Origin of the sequence: Paenibacillus xylanexedens (assembly GCF_007680605.1) — a bacterium.
GTDB lineage: Bacteria > Bacillota > Bacilli > Paenibacillales > Paenibacillaceae > Paenibacillus > Paenibacillus xylanexedens_B.
On the sequence record NZ_VEIO01000002.1, the window covers coordinates 175,343 to 190,038 of the forward strand.

Below are 14,696 nucleotides of genomic sequence, written 5' to 3' on the forward strand. Positions count from 1 at the left end.
TTGTATACGATAGTGTTGTTACAGGCAGGAGGAAAGCAGATGTTACGCAAAACAAAAATCGGATTAGGTGCACTGATCGGGTATGGACTCGCCGCTATAAGCAGCTTTTTTGTCCCTGAATTTGTAACCTGGGCCATCCCGGCTTTGGCGACAATGGTCGGTGCCTTGATTCCATCCAGGCCGCATGAGCCCGTAGTAAAGACATTGGATTCAAATCGATACCCTGAACCTTCGGCGTTGAATAATGCATCCAGTGAACAGGGGACAGTTGAACGTGTTGAGCGTTCGTCTAATCAGCGAATCCATCCAACAACCGGACAAGCAGAGACGACCAGCGCTTCCGAAGTCAGTTCAAAGCATAAACACACGGATATGGACCCTGTTTTTGGGCCGGTCATTGAGTATCTTGAGGTGCTCGAGGATATGGTGATCTCCGAAGGGCAAAAGAATGAACTGGACAATGAAATTGTAGAGAAGTCGTTAGCTTTGTTTGCCAGATTGCAACGAGTCATTCCGGCACTGAAAGAGTTAAACAACGGTGATATTAACCATACGATGCGCAGATTGATTTTGAAAGATCTCAATGGATTTATTAATCCCTTCCTGCGTTTGAGTGGAGAAGCGAAGCGTAATAATCGCCGGATGTTGTTAAATGGTTTGAAGGATGTAGATTCCAAAGTTTCAGAGATTGTATCTACCATTGAACATAAGGATTTAATGGAGCTTCAGAATAAAGCGGAGCTTATTCATCAGAGGTATAGTAGCTCCGAATTATAGGAGGGATGGTCAGAGATGGCAACGGAATATATTCAACTGAAGCAGGATGATCAGCAGCGAATTAACCAGGAAGCAAGCCAATTAATCCAGAAGGTGTCACAGACGGATGTTGTCCAGCTGGATCTGTTAATGGACGATATCGGCAAACTGGGTGTCAAAACGCAAGAAAAAGCGGGCCAAACGCTAAAAATGCTGGACCGACCTGTCAATGATCTGATGTCTGGTAACCGTGCAGAAGTGTCAACGATGATCTTGAAGCTACGTGATGAGTGTGAAAGCTTGCAACAGAGCAAAAATGTGAGTTTTGTAGGACGATTACTGCGCAAAAGTCCTCTGAAAAACTATGTCTATCGCTACCAGTCTGTCAGAACCAACATTGATAGTATCATTAATGGGTTGAGAGATGGTAAGGACAATCTGGAAGAGAGCATTGTAAGCATGCGTCAATTAAAACGCTCTTCGATTCAGGAAATCTATAACTTGCAAACCAAAATTGCTTTTGGTAATCAGTTGAAGGAACTATTCGAGGCAGAGATTGCCAAGCCGGAAAATGAGAACCGTAAGGCTCACCTGGAGCGTGGATTGCGAAAGGTCGTTACGCGTACGCAATCCATGACCGAGATGATTATGCTCTATAATCAGGCCATTGCAGCTACCGATATTATTAATGATAACAACGATAAACTGATCGATTCCGTAAACAATGCGATTGATAAAACGGCAAATCTGATCACGGTATCGGCCATGATTGCGATGGCGTTGAATGATCAGGAAAAGGTCATTTCGGCTGTGGAAGCTACCAATAGAACGATTGAGGAACAGTTCAAGGAGAATGCAAGATTGCTACGCACCACGACCGAAAAGACAAATGATCTGTTAGCCAAACCGGCGATGTCGATGGAATCGGTTAATCAGGCTATTGGAGATTTGATGTCTGCTCTGGATCTCTCGGAGCAGTCGAACCGCCGTATTATCGAAAGTTGCAATGATTATACAGCCAAGATGACTGCGCTCAATGCAGGCATGAGTGAACGGTTAGGTCTGGAGTCTCCCAAAGCCGGAAGTATTCAGACTAAAAAGCAACCGGATGCGAACGCGTTAAGCTCTTATCTGGATTAAAATAATTGAACTAAAGGTTTTTATACGAGGCACTCCGATGCCAGAATAACCTGGAGAGTAGCGGTTATCCCCAGATTTTCTCGATTCCCTTTTCCTTAGGGAAAAATCCGGTGATAAGCGTATGCTTCCGATGTAGCTTTCTTGCAGAAAGCTTTTAGGCGAGCGCTTCGCTTTTCCAGGTTTTTTCTGTCCTCTCCGTTAATGTATAAAAGAATAGTTCAACTTATTTAGTAAGTTAGCTTATGTATTTATCATAGTTTGTAAGAAGGAGGCGCCGTGGCGTCTCTTTTTGCTTTTCTGTAGTTGCATCGAAGAGTAGAAACTCTCAAGTCCGAAATTGGCACAGGTTTATTCGAATCTCTAGCGGACGATACTGGGCATAGATTGAAGTTTGTTGCATACACTGTGTACATGTACATCTTCATCGTGAAGGGGGCAGGCAGGACATGTTATCTCTCATTGTTGCCGGTATCGTGGGTGTTCTGATCGTCGTAGCAAGCAGTGAAAAGGCAGAGTCTGTTGCGGAATTAAATGAACGTTAATATGCTGTATTTTCCGGGAAGTCTTTGATAAGATGAAGGTAAACTTTGGAAGTCGAAGAAGGAGCCGCCTAACATGCTGGAGTTTACTTTCGAAATCATTGACGAGGCCAAAATTAACATTCAATACAAGTATGGTAGTCAGTTTTTTAACTTTAATCTGTTCTGTTCCAATGGAGAATGGAAGCTGCATCCGTTTGATGGCATTCTGATTGAGAATCGGGAGATGTGTCGCCTGATCGTTTCGGATCTGTTACAAAACAAGGACTTTCATGTGATGCTTGCCAAAGAAAAAATCGTATTATCGCGTCTGCGAACCACGGTTAATCTTCAACCAGATGATTCGGAAGAGTTCGAGAGGGATCATCGGTGGGATGATCGGTCATCACAGAACGATGAGTTAATGGATTACATAGAGAATCATAGTTTTGAAGAGGTGCTTGAACTAGAGAAACAGCAGCTGGGTGCAAGGGTGGACTTTTTTCAACAGATCATTCAGAGAATGTTTATGGAGGGAATTGGGCCTGAAGATCCTGACTTTCGCAAGGTTCAGTCTCTCATTAAGATCTATAAAGATACCATTGAAAGTCTGGGTGATATTAACGGTCATCATTTTGGAGATCATCCGCGCAAGAGATGGTAGAACCAAATGTGAATTAACTTGGATTTGCTAAAATTTCAATATGCCTGAGAAGAAGTGAACAAGCCCAGGAACACTTGGGCTTTTTTCTTTTTTTAATGTTGGATTTAGTGTCATTCACTTGTCTTTTTTATGAAATGGACCAAACTTTAGGCTGGGTTCGTATGTTGAGTAGGTATAGGGACCATGATTTGGGGAGGTTAGAAGATGAGTAATCCACATATAGAAGAAACAAGTCAGGAAGAGACTCGTTTATATGAGGAGCTTCGTCGTGCATTGCAAGGCATACCGCAAGGGAAAGAACGAGAGCAAGCGATGCGGCGAATGATTCGTCAGTTAAAGTCCGCCAACTGGCGCAATGCACGTTTGAATGGGCTAAAGCAGTATTGGAGGGACGCTAGGCCAGTTAAGTTATGGATCTGGATTGCCGCTGGAGCGCTGGCTCCCGTTGTATTTTTCTGCTTATTAATCTGGGCATCGCTTTGGGTGGAGTGAAGCGCAAGATGTGGTCGATGAAGAAGTATTGATAGAGCACGTGTAAAGATGCAATATGATATTAATATTCTGGTAACAACGTCCTATGGATAAACCAAATAAACTAGGTTTAGATTAGGATGTGCATAATGACCTTTTACTCATTTATGGGCGTTGTTATACACGATATGTATTAGATGATCTATAATGATTCTACTTCTTTGGAAAATGCAGGATAGCTTCAATCCTATACGTTTATACGAAAAAGAGCCTGATGGAGTATCAGGCTCTTACGCAGGATCAAGCTGGTGACATTATATTCTATTTAGCAGATTTGATCTCATCAGGTACTGACCTGGTCTTTACCGTATACGTATCATAATCAACCATTGCAAAAATTTCCTGATCTTTGTGTCCTTGTACATACCCTGTCAGTGAAACTGTATGAGATAGATCCGCGGGGATGAACTTATGATCTGTAAACACAACGTCAATGTCGTAGGTTTCTTTGAAATAAGCCAAGCTTACTTCCTCGGCCTTTTGGATAATCTCCTTTTTTTCGCTGGACATACAACCACAAATTATGGTGAGACTCAGGAACGTGAGGAGTAGCCGTAAATAAGGGCGAAAACGATAAGAGTGCATTTCTAGCATCAGCTTCCTGTTATAAATTTTAGAGCCTCTTAAACGTTGAATAGATTGTTTACTTGATTTTCTTATCTAAAAGTTCTTTGGGTACAACAGCTGTTTGTACCTCAAACGTATCGTAATCAATAAGTATACTGATCGATACTTCTTTATTAGCTGTAACATATCCACTCAAATTCAGATTGTGACTAAGATCCTTAGGCATAAATTTATGATCTGTGAAATGTACTTCTGTATTGTAATGGTCAATGAAATATTGATGCCCCACTTGTGTGGCTTTTTCAATAACTTGCTCTTGATTCGGCACTGTATTACATCCACCGACTATAAAGGCCAAGATGATTAATAAAGTTGATATATATTTAATTTTTTTAAAAATATTCTTCAACCCCCTATATATGTGAACTTGACACTTAATAATATACTTTAACTTTTGAAATCAGTAAACACAGGAAGGAGAAGCTAATGGATACATATATCAGTGATAAAACCTATAAGGAAATTTCGGAGCTGGCTTATCTTAATATGAAAGCAGGAGATTACCCGGACACAGTTGACTCGGGGAACTGGAAAGTGATTGAACCGGATGGAGCCAAACTTCATAGTAGATCCGGATTTGATGCTGTCGTTTTGAAGAATGATCATACAGACCAGATTGTTATAGGTTATCGTGGTACAGAACCGGCAGGCAAGCTTACAGATAAGGCTGCAGATTGGGAAACAGATGCCTTCGATGTTTTAGGTGGCAGAACTAGAAGACTCGAAGATGCAGTAACTGACCCGGAACGCCATAACATTTTTAAAAATAGTCCCTTCAAACTTCTTATGGATAAAATGTCTTGGGAGAACAACCAGTTTCACCAAGCCGAGGAACTATATGAGGTGGTACAGAAGGCATATCCTGACTCCGATATTACGGTAACAGGTCATTCTCTTGGTGGTGGCTTGGCTCAATATGTTGCCGCTCGGAATGATGTATCCGGGATGACCTACAGTGCCCCAAGTGTGATGAATCTGCTGGATGATGCCAGTATTGCTAAAGTCAATGAAGGCCACTTCGACAACAAAATACTTAATGTCGTTCATCCCAATGACTCTGTAGGTGCGGGCGGATTAAGTGAATATGACAGACATGTCGGTGTTACCGTATATAAAGGGCAGGATTTCGAGACGGCCAACGCGATGTATCAAAACTGGAAATTCCAATTACAGCTGAAAATCCCGTTTCAACCTCTGGGGGCTGGATCACCGATGCTGGTGCATGATTTAAAACTCGGTTTTGATCTGGATAAACTGCAAATGGGCAACATTGTCAGACTCATGGATTCTTTTTCCAAGGATGAGGGGAAAGGATATCACTCCATGAAACAATATCGTTTTGATGAACAAGGGAATTTGATTGGTCCATTAATTGATCGGAAAACAGGGGCTACCCTGGATATCTCTCCAAGATGGACTGCACACCAAGAGGCTCTTGCTGCCTTCTCTAAAATTACCTCAGGAGCAGTAGGCACTTTGATATCTGCTATTGCTGGCAACCAAGGGGGACTAGGCGGAGGAAAGATACAATTAACACCGGAAGAGTTAGCACAGTCTGCTCGTGAAATGAGAATGAGTCTAACTGGGTTTTCCAGCGATGCGCAAGCTTCGATTCAGATGTTTCAGACGCATATTTCCACAAGCGAAAGTCAGTCTTTTACTCCGATTGCTTATAACGCGACAGCGACTCTGCAACGGATCAATCGTTGGTACCAGGAATCGATTAGTGAGATTGCAGATTACATTGAGCGTAAGCGAGAAGATTTTGTCATTGCAGACCAGCAGTAAAGCACAAGGCATCTTATTCAGACTAACAGGAGGAAGGACATGGGCAGAATTTCCGTATCCTTATCAGACTTAAGAAGAGCAGTTCAGCAATGTGAACAGTTACAACAACGGCTTATGCAACAGGAGCAGAAAATGCGAACGATCCATGGAAGATTGCAGCAGGATTGGGTTGGCACGTCAGCAACAGAGCTGACCTCCAAAATGCATTCCTTCGTAAAAGGAGCCTCCACTAAACTTGCCGAACTTGAAGCCCATAAAGAGGAACTTAAACGATATATTCGTAAGATGGAGGAAGCAGATCGGGAAGATCGCAAAGCAAGGCGTATGTCTCAATTACCATAGAATAGATATGACGATAACGAAGAAATAGTTAGAATCGGCAGATCAAAGGCTCCGAGTCTAACTATTTATAATATATGTGGTTGGCCTGAGATAACAGAGGCTTGTTGTTACTTATTCATCACCTTGACCTGACCTTGTACATATTCATGGTAGTCACGAAAGCTGTTGATGTGTTGCAGGGCATCTGTTTTTGCAGACTGGATTTTAATTTTTCCGGACGGAGGATTGTTTTTCATTTCGGTGACTGCATTTTTGGAGCCCTCAATATCTCCTGACATTTCCTGAATTCGTTGTAACAAAGCAGGGTGGCCTTCATATTGGAGCATCTCGGCGAGTGGTCTCATCTCTTCAAGTTTTTGACTTGAACGCTCCAGCGTTGTCATGACCTGATCGCCATCCGTGTTGACGCTCAGAGAAACCATGCGATGGATATGATCCTTCTCCATTCTTTCCAGAGCTTCCAGGTGAGAAGCTTCTAACCGTTTGGGATCTCCCCAGCTTCGGGTTTGTTGTTCGCTCGGGTTCGTTTGCTCGGCAGTAGGCATGTTATTGCTGTTGTTGCCGTTACCGCATCCCCAAACTAGAGATGTACATGCCAGAATCGCTCCAATAGCAACGATACGTTTTAAACTCATGTTGTCACTCCTTCAATATTTTCCTGAAGGTAGTATGAGCTATTTTTTCCAAAAACATGCCTGACTTTTAAGGATGCGATGCATCCCTATTCGGAATGATTAGGAAGTAACAAGGCGGGGCATGAGGGCATCGATGTTAAACATAGGTTAAACAAGGAGGAAGGTCAAATATGAGGATTTATAAAAATCCAATCTGGAGATGGACGACTATTCTTCTGTATCCCGCCATCATTTTCTATTTTCAGAGCTGGGGCCCTATATTGAACTCATGGACGGTTCCAATCTTATTTGCTACGTTATTTTGCTTTCTCTGGAGTGGTGTGAAGGACATGCTGGCTTCGACATCCTTAACATGGGTCGTGGCTATTCCAATATGGTGGTACTTTGTGGAGCGACCAAAGCCATCGTTTGGTGCTGAACATTTTGCCGCCCATCTGTGGTTAATTATTCTGGTGTATATTGCCTTTGTGTTTATCCCACAACTTATGATTCTCGTTACTCGATTACGAGTGATGGACTATTATTGGAAGTGAGTCGGGATAGGAGAGGAGAGGGTAAAATGAAGGCAATCAAACGCATTAACAAGCCGTATCTGATCTTCCTGATATGGAATGTGCTCATGGTTTTTGCCGTAGATGGAATGACGATCAAGCATGAAATGGGGAAAGGGGTATCTGGGAATGGCAATTTGGGCATTCTTGCTTTATTTCCATCCGTGCTTACTTTTCTGATCTTATGTTTCTGGACGGCATATGTCACGAAATGGTGGTTCTATGACCAACGCGAGTACTGGGGCAAATGGGGCAATGCGGCGGTCAGTATTGTTGCTGCAGCGTTGTGTGTATTATCTGTCTTCTGGGAAATCTACATCTTTGAAGACCTGCGTGTGCAGCTTAACGGTTATACACATGACCCGGAATCGGCAGTGTATCGTTTTGGCTGGCTGAACCAATATACGAATACGTTATACTACAACTTCCCGATTTTGCTGTTTGGCGTATCTTTCGCAGTCATCATCGGTTGGGTGCTGGAGCAGGTGCATCGATTACGCACCAATTCCAAGGCCTGATAGCAACATTTTACTACTTGTCAGATTGCAGCGCTTGGTTGCGGTAAACCTGCTTTCGTAACCATCTGATCTGAAAAAAAGATGCCTAAAAGCCCTCCTGCTGAACATGTTTTGTTATCGGCAGAAGGGTTTCTTCCTTTACACTTTCCTTTTGTATTTCCCAGTATACGGAATGGTCAGGTGAATATTTAAAGTTTCAATGGAATCCTCCGTAAGAATGAGGTTTTCCCCATCTCCGGATAACTTGTGCCACAGTTTTGGATTTTTGCGATACAGTTTTTCTTGTAGACCATAGACATCCACTCCCCGTTGTAATCCATTTCGATAAGTTTCCATGATCTGCTCTTTAAGCGTATCCTCGCTTACTCGGGTCATTTCGTCATATGACATGGGAACGAGATATTCATACAGGGCGGTCAGATATTTGGCGTCAATTTTGAAGGTAACTTTCTCTCCGCGGATGATCGGTTCTATTTTTATTGTGGGCAGACCGACACTGAGTGCCCCGTAGATTACACCGTTTTTTTGAACCAATAGAGGAGCCCGGCGCATACCTTTGATCAACCAATGATAGCCGGACAATTCGTCTCGCGACAAAAATTTAAACTTCTCTCCCATTTTTTCAAAATAAGCTCCTTCAATCAGGAACAAGTCATGTTCTTTTTTATTTTGCAGCCATAAGTCCTTGTTTAAGGCAATGACAGGCAGATACGTCGTAGTTGCAGGATCATTATGCTTGGCAATCAGTTCGAAGCTGAGCACAGGTGCAAACAGCGAATTCTCCAGGTAGCTGGGCAACGGATTATGCAGGATGCTGTCCAGTGGAGACAGGTTATAGATCGAAGCGGTGCTCAGAATGTCCAGCAAAGGCTCCCGCGTACCGTATACCCATGTCGTATATCGTGCTTCCGGAAATCGTCCGAGCATGTCGAACACATCCTTGATGTGCTGGTTGTTCAGCACGCTCTCTGCCATAACGATGGCTGTCACATGCCCCCAGGCAATGTGGAGCTGTGATGCACGCCATAACTCGTTCATGGCAAGGCTCATCGTTTTCCCTTGAGCATGTCCGACCCAGATGGGAGGGGATTCGGCTGTTTTCCCTGAATTATCCGTTTTGGCTATACTTGAAAAATCAAGAGTTTGCACGTAAATATGATACATGCCGTCTTTATATTCAATACCAATCGCCTTCGCATAATCCACCTGCTGGATCTCATATGCACTCCAGCACCCCGTGGTCATAAGGCAAAATACCAGACTTAACACACCTAGCAACCAGCGGTGTAGTAAGCGGCTCATCGACCTTTGCCATCCTTGCGCGGTTTTTGTGTCTCCAGGTAGACAGGTCTGCGTTTCCCCAAACCCGTCGGGACTTTGAACAGAGAGGCAATGGCTTGTTTAAAATTCAGCGGTGTTAAGGGCGTAAGATAAGGGATGCCAAACGATTTCAAGTCCGTCAGATAGATCAGGAACAGGATCATGGACAGGATGAACCCGTAAATCCCCAGTGTCGCTCCCAAGATAAAGCAAAGAAAGCGCAAAATGAGTATAGAACTGGTCATGACTTGATTGACAATGGTTGCTCCGGCTACAACAGTGACGGCGATGACGACAATCATGAGCGGAGAGACCATACCGGCCCTTATGGCGGCATCTCCGATAATCAGACCACCGACCACGGTTAACGTCTGTCCAATGGCGCTGGGCAAACGGACGCCTGCTTCCCGGAACAGCTCCATGAGCAGCATAATGAGAAACATCTCAATGCCAGACTCCATGGGAAGTCCCATGCGACCGACAGATATCGTTGCGACGAGTGGAAACGGAATTTGATCCATATGGAAAGATGTCAGAGCGATATAGAAACCGGGCAGAAATATAGTGACAAATAGACCGATGAATCGAAGCAAGCGCCCCATGTTCACCGGAAGGAAGGGAAAGCTGGCATCCTCTGGTGACTTGAGTAGCAGAAACAGATTCACAGGGCCAATGATCACGCTGGGGTTGCCATCTACGATTAGAACAAATCGACCGCTCAGCAAGCATTCCGATGCAAAATCCGGTCTACCCGTGTAATGCGTTAAGGGAAACAAGGTGATTTTGGCGGGTGATAGCAACTCTTCCAGATCATTTGCCGTCATAAGGCGTTCGGTTTGGATTACACTCAGACGATGTTTTATATCTTTGATTAACTCTGGATTGGCAATGTTCTTCATATACATCAGAGCCACTTTGGTTGCTGAACGTGATCCGATGAGTTCGATGCTGCATGCAAGTTCGGCAGTGCGCAAACGGCTACGGATCAAGGATACATTGACAGCGAGTGGTTCAATAAAACCATCCCTTGCTCCGCGGATCGAGACCTCTGTCGTTGATTCTTCTGGTGTTCGTGTAGCCATGTTGGAGATATCGACGCTCCACATGCTCTGCAGAGAGGGGAGGCATAGGAGCAGATGCCCTTCAAAAACACGAAGCGATATTAGCTCCGTTCCATACTGCGCATCATTAAGGTCAACGTTGTTCCATTGCAGGTTAATATTTTTTTCAATGTCAGGCTTGTGAATGAAATGTGTGATTTCGTAGGTTCGTTTCATTTCCGGCAAGATGATGTCATGGATAATCTGTGTATCGACCATGCCACTGCAATAAGCGACAACGAGCTTCATCTGTCCGTCACCAAGCCGGTGGCTGTCGATAATAACATCATCGGAGCCTGCGAAATAGGTTTCCAGATGATGCTGATCGATACGGAACGGTTTAGTTCCTGGACGGGGTGGTATCGTTCGCGGCGTCTGAACCATGAGCAGGAGCCTCCTTGTCCTTTTTATGAATAAGAGCGGCCAGTGTCAGAAGAGTGGTGATGGTTGCCACATAAGCGAGCATGGCCGGAAATTGAATGTGATCGACATAATAATCAACGTAATCAATACGCCACCACTGAATAGCAAAAGCACACATGATCAGCGTGAGACAGAGGATAGCAATGTATCTCTTTTTGGGTTTTCGAATATCCAGCAGATCAACCATCAGATACATGGAGATAGCGACACGCGCAAAGGAACCACTGAGCCATTGGTAGATCGAGAGAAAATCAACGTGCTGAAAGAGCTTGCCGATATTGACGAGTTTCCACTGTTCGTATGGACTATTCCGCTGTTTCGCCGCTTCTTCTGGCCCGAATTCGACAATGGCTCCGAGGGTAGGTCCCAGCGCCATGCTGATCATGAAGAGGCCAAGCAACAACACATGCCACCAGCGTAGTTTGCCTTTAATGTCATGTTGGAAGAGCATCAGCACCCAAATCTCCATGAGTCCGGCTAGAGAGTAGATCATTCCTCGGACAACGGGAGCCCAGCCGTGTTCCATGATGGGAAAGAGCTGACTGTAATCTTTGTATTTCATATTGGCTGACATGACAAAGTAGCCAAGCAGAATGACCAGAGGCAACAGGATGCTGGAAGTCATCGCAATCGAGCGAATGCCCTTGGCTGCCGACCAGGCAGCTACCAATGCACCTCCTCCAGCTAGCACATAGGTCGGTGTAAAAGGGAGATAGGTGGATACCGTCCAATTGGTTGTTTCATATAAGGTGTGTGTACCTAGCGAGAAGAGCAACAAGACCGCAGTCATGCGAAAGATCCAGGAGGGCACCAAGCCAAACTCACGGGTAATCCAATCGGTCAGTCGCTGTCCGCGAATACGCCGGATGATGATGTACATCATACCCAGGAACAACAGGAACAATGGCGCTGCCGCGAGAACAGAGAGCCAGCCATCCCTTCCGGCCACATCCAGAATGGCGGGGACAGACAAGACATGACAGACCAGTCCGGCACTTAGCAAAATAATGGAGATGGATAACCAGATAGTGATCTGTCCTTTTTCCTGCCCCATGTCCATCCCCTCCCCATTCAATGTGTTTTCGTTAGATTGTACAGTCTATGAGAAAATGATTCGTTTTTCAGTTTTTTTCACAGAAAAAGCCGCCCGAGATGGACGGAGGGGAAAGAAAGATATAACATATACGATATAATGTATTGGTCAAGGTATGGGGTAGAAGGTATGAGAAGTGAGCACTCGCTCACCACTTAAATATTCTAACGATCTCAGATGAGCTTATTTAAGCGAAATGGGGAGTTTTGGAATTCTAACGATCACCAGAAGCCTTATTTTACTGAAAAGAGAAGATTAACGCCCGTTTTTGAACCAATTCCCGAAAATAAGCTTTCCTGAGATCGTTAGAGTATAAAAAGGTGTGATTCTGCTCAAATAGCGTTCCTGGTGATCGTTAGCGAATGGTAGCATCAGTATCCACTTACTCGCCCACATCGGTGTCCCTATCCGCACTCGACTCCGTATCTACATTCTCTTCAACAGAGTATGGACAAGCACTTGCATCACTCAACAACGCTATGTAGCACTCAAATGAACTATGTAGCACTCAAATAAACTATACAGCACTAAATATCACTATCGATCAATCAAATTCACTATGGATCACTCAAGATAAAAGGGAGGAAACTTGCGATGACACAATCAACTAAATCACCTGAAGAGATTCATGTAGGCTTTATTGGAACAGGCGTTATGGGAAAAAGCATGGCTGGTCACATTCAGCGTGCAGGCTATCCGCTTCATGTTTACACGCGCACTGCCGCTAAGGCAGAAGCGCTCGTAAAGGAAGGAGCTGTCTGGCATGAAACGCCTGCGGAACTCGCTGCTGCTTGTGATGTAATCATCACCATGGTCGGTTATCCGAAGGATGTCGAGGAGATATATCTCGGAGAAGGCGGGCTTGTTGCTCATGCCAAACCAGGTTCAACACTGATTGACATGACCACTTCCAGCCCGCTGCTGGCTGCGCGCATTGCCGAAGCTGCGGAGGCTAAAGGTTTGCATGCTCTGGACGCGCCTGTATCCGGCGGCGATATCGGCGCACGGGACGGCAGGCTGTCCATTATGGTGGGTGGTGACGCGCAAGCTTTTGAAGCGGTGCGTCCGATTTTTGAACAGATGGGCACCAACATTGTGCTACAAGGCAAGCCGGGCGCCGGACAGCATACCAAAATGTGCAACCAGATTGCTATCGCCTCTGGCATGCTCGGCGTATGCGAAGCACTCGCCTATGCCAAGACGTCGGGACTGGACGCGGAGAATGTGCTGAAGAGTATTGCGACCGGCGCAGCCGGAAGCTGGTCCCTCAGCAACTTGGGTCCGCGCATGATCGCAGGCGACTATGAGCCTGGATTCTATGTGAAACATTTTATCAAAGACATGGGAATTGCACTGGAGTCTGCTCAAGCGATGGGCATGAACACGCCGGGACTGGCTCTGGCGGAGTCGCTCTATCAGGAAATATCGAAGAATGGCTTGGATGAGAAAGGTACGCAAGTGCTGTACACATACTATCTCCAGGCTTAGAAGATGAACATGGGAAGACGGCAGCGGACTCTTTTGCTTAGGGAAAAGGGAATGCTGCTTTTTCTATATATAATGGTATTGAAATGAACTGGGTATGGATTGGATATGGACTTATTGTGGGTTTGATGTGCGTCTAAAGTCTCGGGTTTGGGTATATACTGTCGTGCGCATTTAACGAAACAATGAATTTGAGCAATGTCTCTTTATTTTTGTTCGACTTTATCCGACATAAGGTATAGAAGTTTTCATCTAAAAGGATTAAACACCTACATAATTCATAATGCATAAATCATATTTAATGTACCCATTCCCAATAGAACGGAGCTTGCCCATGTTCAAGAAAATTTGGTCTCTGTTCAAGACGCAGCCAGAGCTTGTGAGCCCGCTTACCGATTCTGTTGCAGCTCCGGCTCTGCCGCCAGTTACAGCAATTCCTCCGCGTCTGGCCCGTAGTCGGCGCAAAAAGAAGAAGTCCGAACCCGATTGGATCAGCACGCCGCAAGAACCTACAACCGCCGAATTACTGCTTGGTTTGCCCAGTGAATATAAAGTGTTGAACGATCTGCTGGTTACCAATCCGAAATCACGTTCGGGATATTCCCAGATTGATCATGTCGTCGTTGGCCCGCGGGCGATATTTGTCATCGAAACCCGAAACCTGACAACAGGAGAGATTCGCGGGGGCCGCCGCGAAGCAAATTGGTCCGTGAGCAGCAGCAGGGTCAAAATGTATAATCCGCTCATGCAGCATCGTGCCCATGTTGAAGCGATTCAGGCACATCTTGGGGATTACAAGCGTGTTCGGCTGGTTTCCATGGTGACGTTCACGAATCGTTGCCGGATTAGTGTTGATCCCGCCGTAAGGTATGTCAATTCCGATGAAATGATTATTTATGATCATGAATTGGTGGAGACCATTCAGCGCAAAACAGAACGACTGGAGACAGAACTTCCGGAGACCTTGTATCAAGAACAGGACACTCAGGCGATCTGGAACATGCTGAACACAGTGAATTCAACGGATCATCAGATTCGGGCCGAGCATATGGCGAAAGCTAAAGGAATTAAATAGGGAATTTATGAAAAATCAAACCGCAAGGACGCAGATCAACAAGTAAAGATGCGAGCGGAAGAATGGAATAATGAGTCACTAGACAAATGAAACAGGGATATTCCAGGTCGCAATGCCAATCCCCGGAATA

General features: G+C 45.0%; 16 protein-coding genes. 10 read left to right on the forward strand and 6 right to left on the reverse strand.

The window, feature by feature from the left end:
- The first annotated feature begins 39 nt into the window (after positions 1–39).
- From FS818_RS15445 to FS818_RS15460, 4 genes are all read left to right on the forward strand, one after another.
- On the forward strand, positions 40–777 hold the full coding sequence (locus FS818_RS15445; protein ID WP_145333055.1) for a hypothetical protein: 738 nt from the start codon (positions 40–42) through the stop codon (positions 775–777).
- 15 nt (positions 778–792) lie between these two features.
- The gene (locus tag FS818_RS15450; RefSeq protein ID WP_145333056.1) at positions 793–1,896 is read left to right on the forward strand and encodes a toxic anion resistance protein; all 1,104 of its coding nucleotides are present in this window, start codon (positions 793–795) and stop codon (positions 1,894–1,896) included.
- Positions 1,897–2,511: 615 nt separating this feature from the next.
- On the forward strand, positions 2,512–3,078 hold the full coding sequence (locus FS818_RS15455; RefSeq protein WP_145333057.1) for a hypothetical protein: 567 nt from the start codon (positions 2,512–2,514) through the stop codon (positions 3,076–3,078).
- A gap of 204 nt (positions 3,079–3,282) precedes the next feature.
- On the forward strand, positions 3,283–3,570 hold the full coding sequence (locus FS818_RS15460) for a hypothetical protein (protein WP_145333058.1): 288 nt from the start codon (positions 3,283–3,285) through the stop codon (positions 3,568–3,570).
- A gap of 300 nt (positions 3,571–3,870) precedes the next feature.
- On the opposite strand, the gene FS818_RS15465 is transcribed toward FS818_RS15460, so the two are convergent.
- Both FS818_RS15465 and FS818_RS15470 read right to left on the reverse strand, forming a co-directional pair.
- Entirely contained in the window at positions 3,871–4,119 is a 249-nt protein-coding gene (locus FS818_RS15465) for a DUF1433 domain-containing protein (protein WP_145333059.1), read from the reverse strand.
- A gap of 133 nt (positions 4,120–4,252) precedes the next feature.
- Positions 4,253–4,585, reverse strand: a complete 333-nt coding sequence (locus FS818_RS15470; protein WP_145333060.1) for a hypothetical protein — start codon at positions 4,583–4,585, stop codon at positions 4,253–4,255.
- Positions 4,586–4,662: 77 nt separating this feature from the next.
- Here FS818_RS15470 and FS818_RS15475 point away from each other — a divergent pair, with 77 nt between their 5' ends.
- Complete coding sequence (locus FS818_RS15475) at positions 4,663–6,024, forward strand: lipase family protein (RefSeq protein ID WP_145333061.1); 1,362 nt, start codon at positions 4,663–4,665, stop codon at positions 6,022–6,024.
- A 39-nt stretch (positions 6,025–6,063) separates the two neighbouring features.
- Positions 6,064–6,366: a WXG100 family type VII secretion target gene (locus FS818_RS15480; RefSeq protein WP_145333062.1), complete on the forward strand. Its 303-nt coding sequence runs from the start codon at positions 6,064–6,066 to the stop codon at positions 6,364–6,366.
- Positions 6,367–6,473: 107 nt separating this feature from the next.
- Here the strand turns inward: FS818_RS15480 and FS818_RS15485 are convergent, their stop codons facing one another.
- Positions 6,474–7,001 carry a hypothetical protein gene (locus FS818_RS15485; protein WP_145333063.1) on the reverse strand — a complete coding sequence of 176 codons (528 nt, stop codon included), beginning with the start codon at positions 6,999–7,001 and terminating at the stop codon, positions 6,474–6,476.
- Between the two features lie 170 nt (positions 7,002–7,171).
- On the opposite strand from FS818_RS15485, the gene FS818_RS15490 reads away from it, so the two are divergent.
- Together FS818_RS15490 and FS818_RS15495 are read left to right on the forward strand one after the other, a co-directional pair.
- Positions 7,172–7,534, forward strand: a complete 363-nt coding sequence (locus FS818_RS15490) for a hypothetical protein (protein WP_145333064.1) — start codon at positions 7,172–7,174, stop codon at positions 7,532–7,534.
- A gap of 26 nt (positions 7,535–7,560) precedes the next feature.
- Positions 7,561–8,070, forward strand: a complete 510-nt coding sequence (locus tag FS818_RS15495) for a hypothetical protein (protein ID WP_145333065.1) — start codon at positions 7,561–7,563, stop codon at positions 8,068–8,070.
- A 138-nt stretch (positions 8,071–8,208) separates the two neighbouring features.
- Here FS818_RS15495 and FS818_RS15500 read toward each other — a convergent pair whose 3' ends face one another.
- The 3 genes from FS818_RS15500 to FS818_RS15510 are packed head-to-tail and all read right to left on the reverse strand — an operon-like array spanning position 8,209 to position 11,967.
- Positions 8,209–9,372: a Ger(x)C family spore germination protein gene (locus FS818_RS15500; RefSeq protein ID WP_145333066.1), complete on the reverse strand. Its 1,164-nt coding sequence runs from the start codon at positions 9,370–9,372 to the stop codon at positions 8,209–8,211.
- A complete protein-coding gene (locus tag FS818_RS15505; RefSeq protein ID WP_145333067.1) occupies positions 9,369–10,874 on the reverse strand; it encodes a spore germination protein in 1,506 nt (501 codons plus the stop codon). Before FS818_RS15505 ends, FS818_RS15500 begins: the two co-directional genes overlap by 4 nt.
- Complete coding sequence (locus FS818_RS15510) at positions 10,831–11,967, reverse strand: GerAB/ArcD/ProY family transporter (RefSeq protein WP_186375503.1); 1,137 nt, start codon at positions 11,965–11,967, stop codon at positions 10,831–10,833. Before FS818_RS15510 ends, FS818_RS15505 begins: the two co-directional genes overlap by 44 nt.
- A gap of 633 nt (positions 11,968–12,600) precedes the next feature.
- Between FS818_RS15510 and FS818_RS15515 the strand changes: the two genes are divergently transcribed.
- Both FS818_RS15515 and FS818_RS15520 read left to right on the forward strand, forming a co-directional pair.
- Positions 12,601–13,494: an NAD(P)-dependent oxidoreductase gene (locus FS818_RS15515; RefSeq protein WP_145333069.1), complete on the forward strand. Its 894-nt coding sequence runs from the start codon at positions 12,601–12,603 to the stop codon at positions 13,492–13,494.
- Positions 13,495–13,825: 331 nt separating this feature from the next.
- A complete protein-coding gene (locus FS818_RS15520) occupies positions 13,826–14,566 on the forward strand; it encodes a nuclease-related domain-containing protein (RefSeq protein WP_186331892.1) in 741 nt (246 codons plus the stop codon).
- Positions 14,567–14,696 lie beyond the last annotated feature (130 nt).

Bases quoted from the DNA above. Each gene is read 5' to 3' on its own strand.
- FS818_RS15510 (WP_186375503.1), bottom strand. From the start codon at position 11,967: ATGGGGCAGGAAAAAGGACAGATCACTATCTGGTTATCCATCTCCATT.
- FS818_RS15465 (WP_145333059.1), bottom strand. From the start codon at position 4,119: ATGTCCAGCGAAAAAAAGGAGATTATCCAAAAGGCCGAGGAAGTAAGC.
- FS818_RS15505 (WP_145333067.1), bottom strand. From the start codon at position 10,874: ATGGTTCAGACGCCGCGAACGATACCACCCCGTCCAGGAACTAAACCG.
- FS818_RS15520 (WP_186331892.1), top strand. From the start codon at position 13,826: ATGTTCAAGAAAATTTGGTCTCTGTTCAAGACGCAGCCAGAGCTTGTG.
- FS818_RS15475 (WP_145333061.1), top strand. From the start codon at position 4,663: ATGGATACATATATCAGTGATAAAACCTATAAGGAAATTTCGGAGCTG.
- FS818_RS15495 (WP_145333065.1), top strand. From the start codon at position 7,561: ATGAAGGCAATCAAACGCATTAACAAGCCGTATCTGATCTTCCTGATA.
- FS818_RS15490 (WP_145333064.1), top strand. From the start codon at position 7,172: ATGAGGATTTATAAAAATCCAATCTGGAGATGGACGACTATTCTTCTG.
- FS818_RS15515 (WP_145333069.1), top strand. From the start codon at position 12,601: ATGACACAATCAACTAAATCACCTGAAGAGATTCATGTAGGCTTTATT.
- FS818_RS15455 (WP_145333057.1), top strand. From the start codon at position 2,512: ATGCTGGAGTTTACTTTCGAAATCATTGACGAGGCCAAAATTAACATT.
- FS818_RS15500 (WP_145333066.1), bottom strand. From the start codon at position 9,372: ATGAGCCGCTTACTACACCGCTGGTTGCTAGGTGTGTTAAGTCTGGTA.
- FS818_RS15445 (WP_145333055.1), top strand. From the start codon at position 40: ATGTTACGCAAAACAAAAATCGGATTAGGTGCACTGATCGGGTATGGA.
- FS818_RS15485 (WP_145333063.1), bottom strand. From the start codon at position 7,001: ATGAGTTTAAAACGTATCGTTGCTATTGGAGCGATTCTGGCATGTACA.
- FS818_RS15450 (WP_145333056.1), top strand. From the start codon at position 793: ATGGCAACGGAATATATTCAACTGAAGCAGGATGATCAGCAGCGAATT.
- FS818_RS15480 (WP_145333062.1), top strand. From the start codon at position 6,064: ATGGGCAGAATTTCCGTATCCTTATCAGACTTAAGAAGAGCAGTTCAG.
- FS818_RS15460 (WP_145333058.1), top strand. From the start codon at position 3,283: ATGAGTAATCCACATATAGAAGAAACAAGTCAGGAAGAGACTCGTTTA.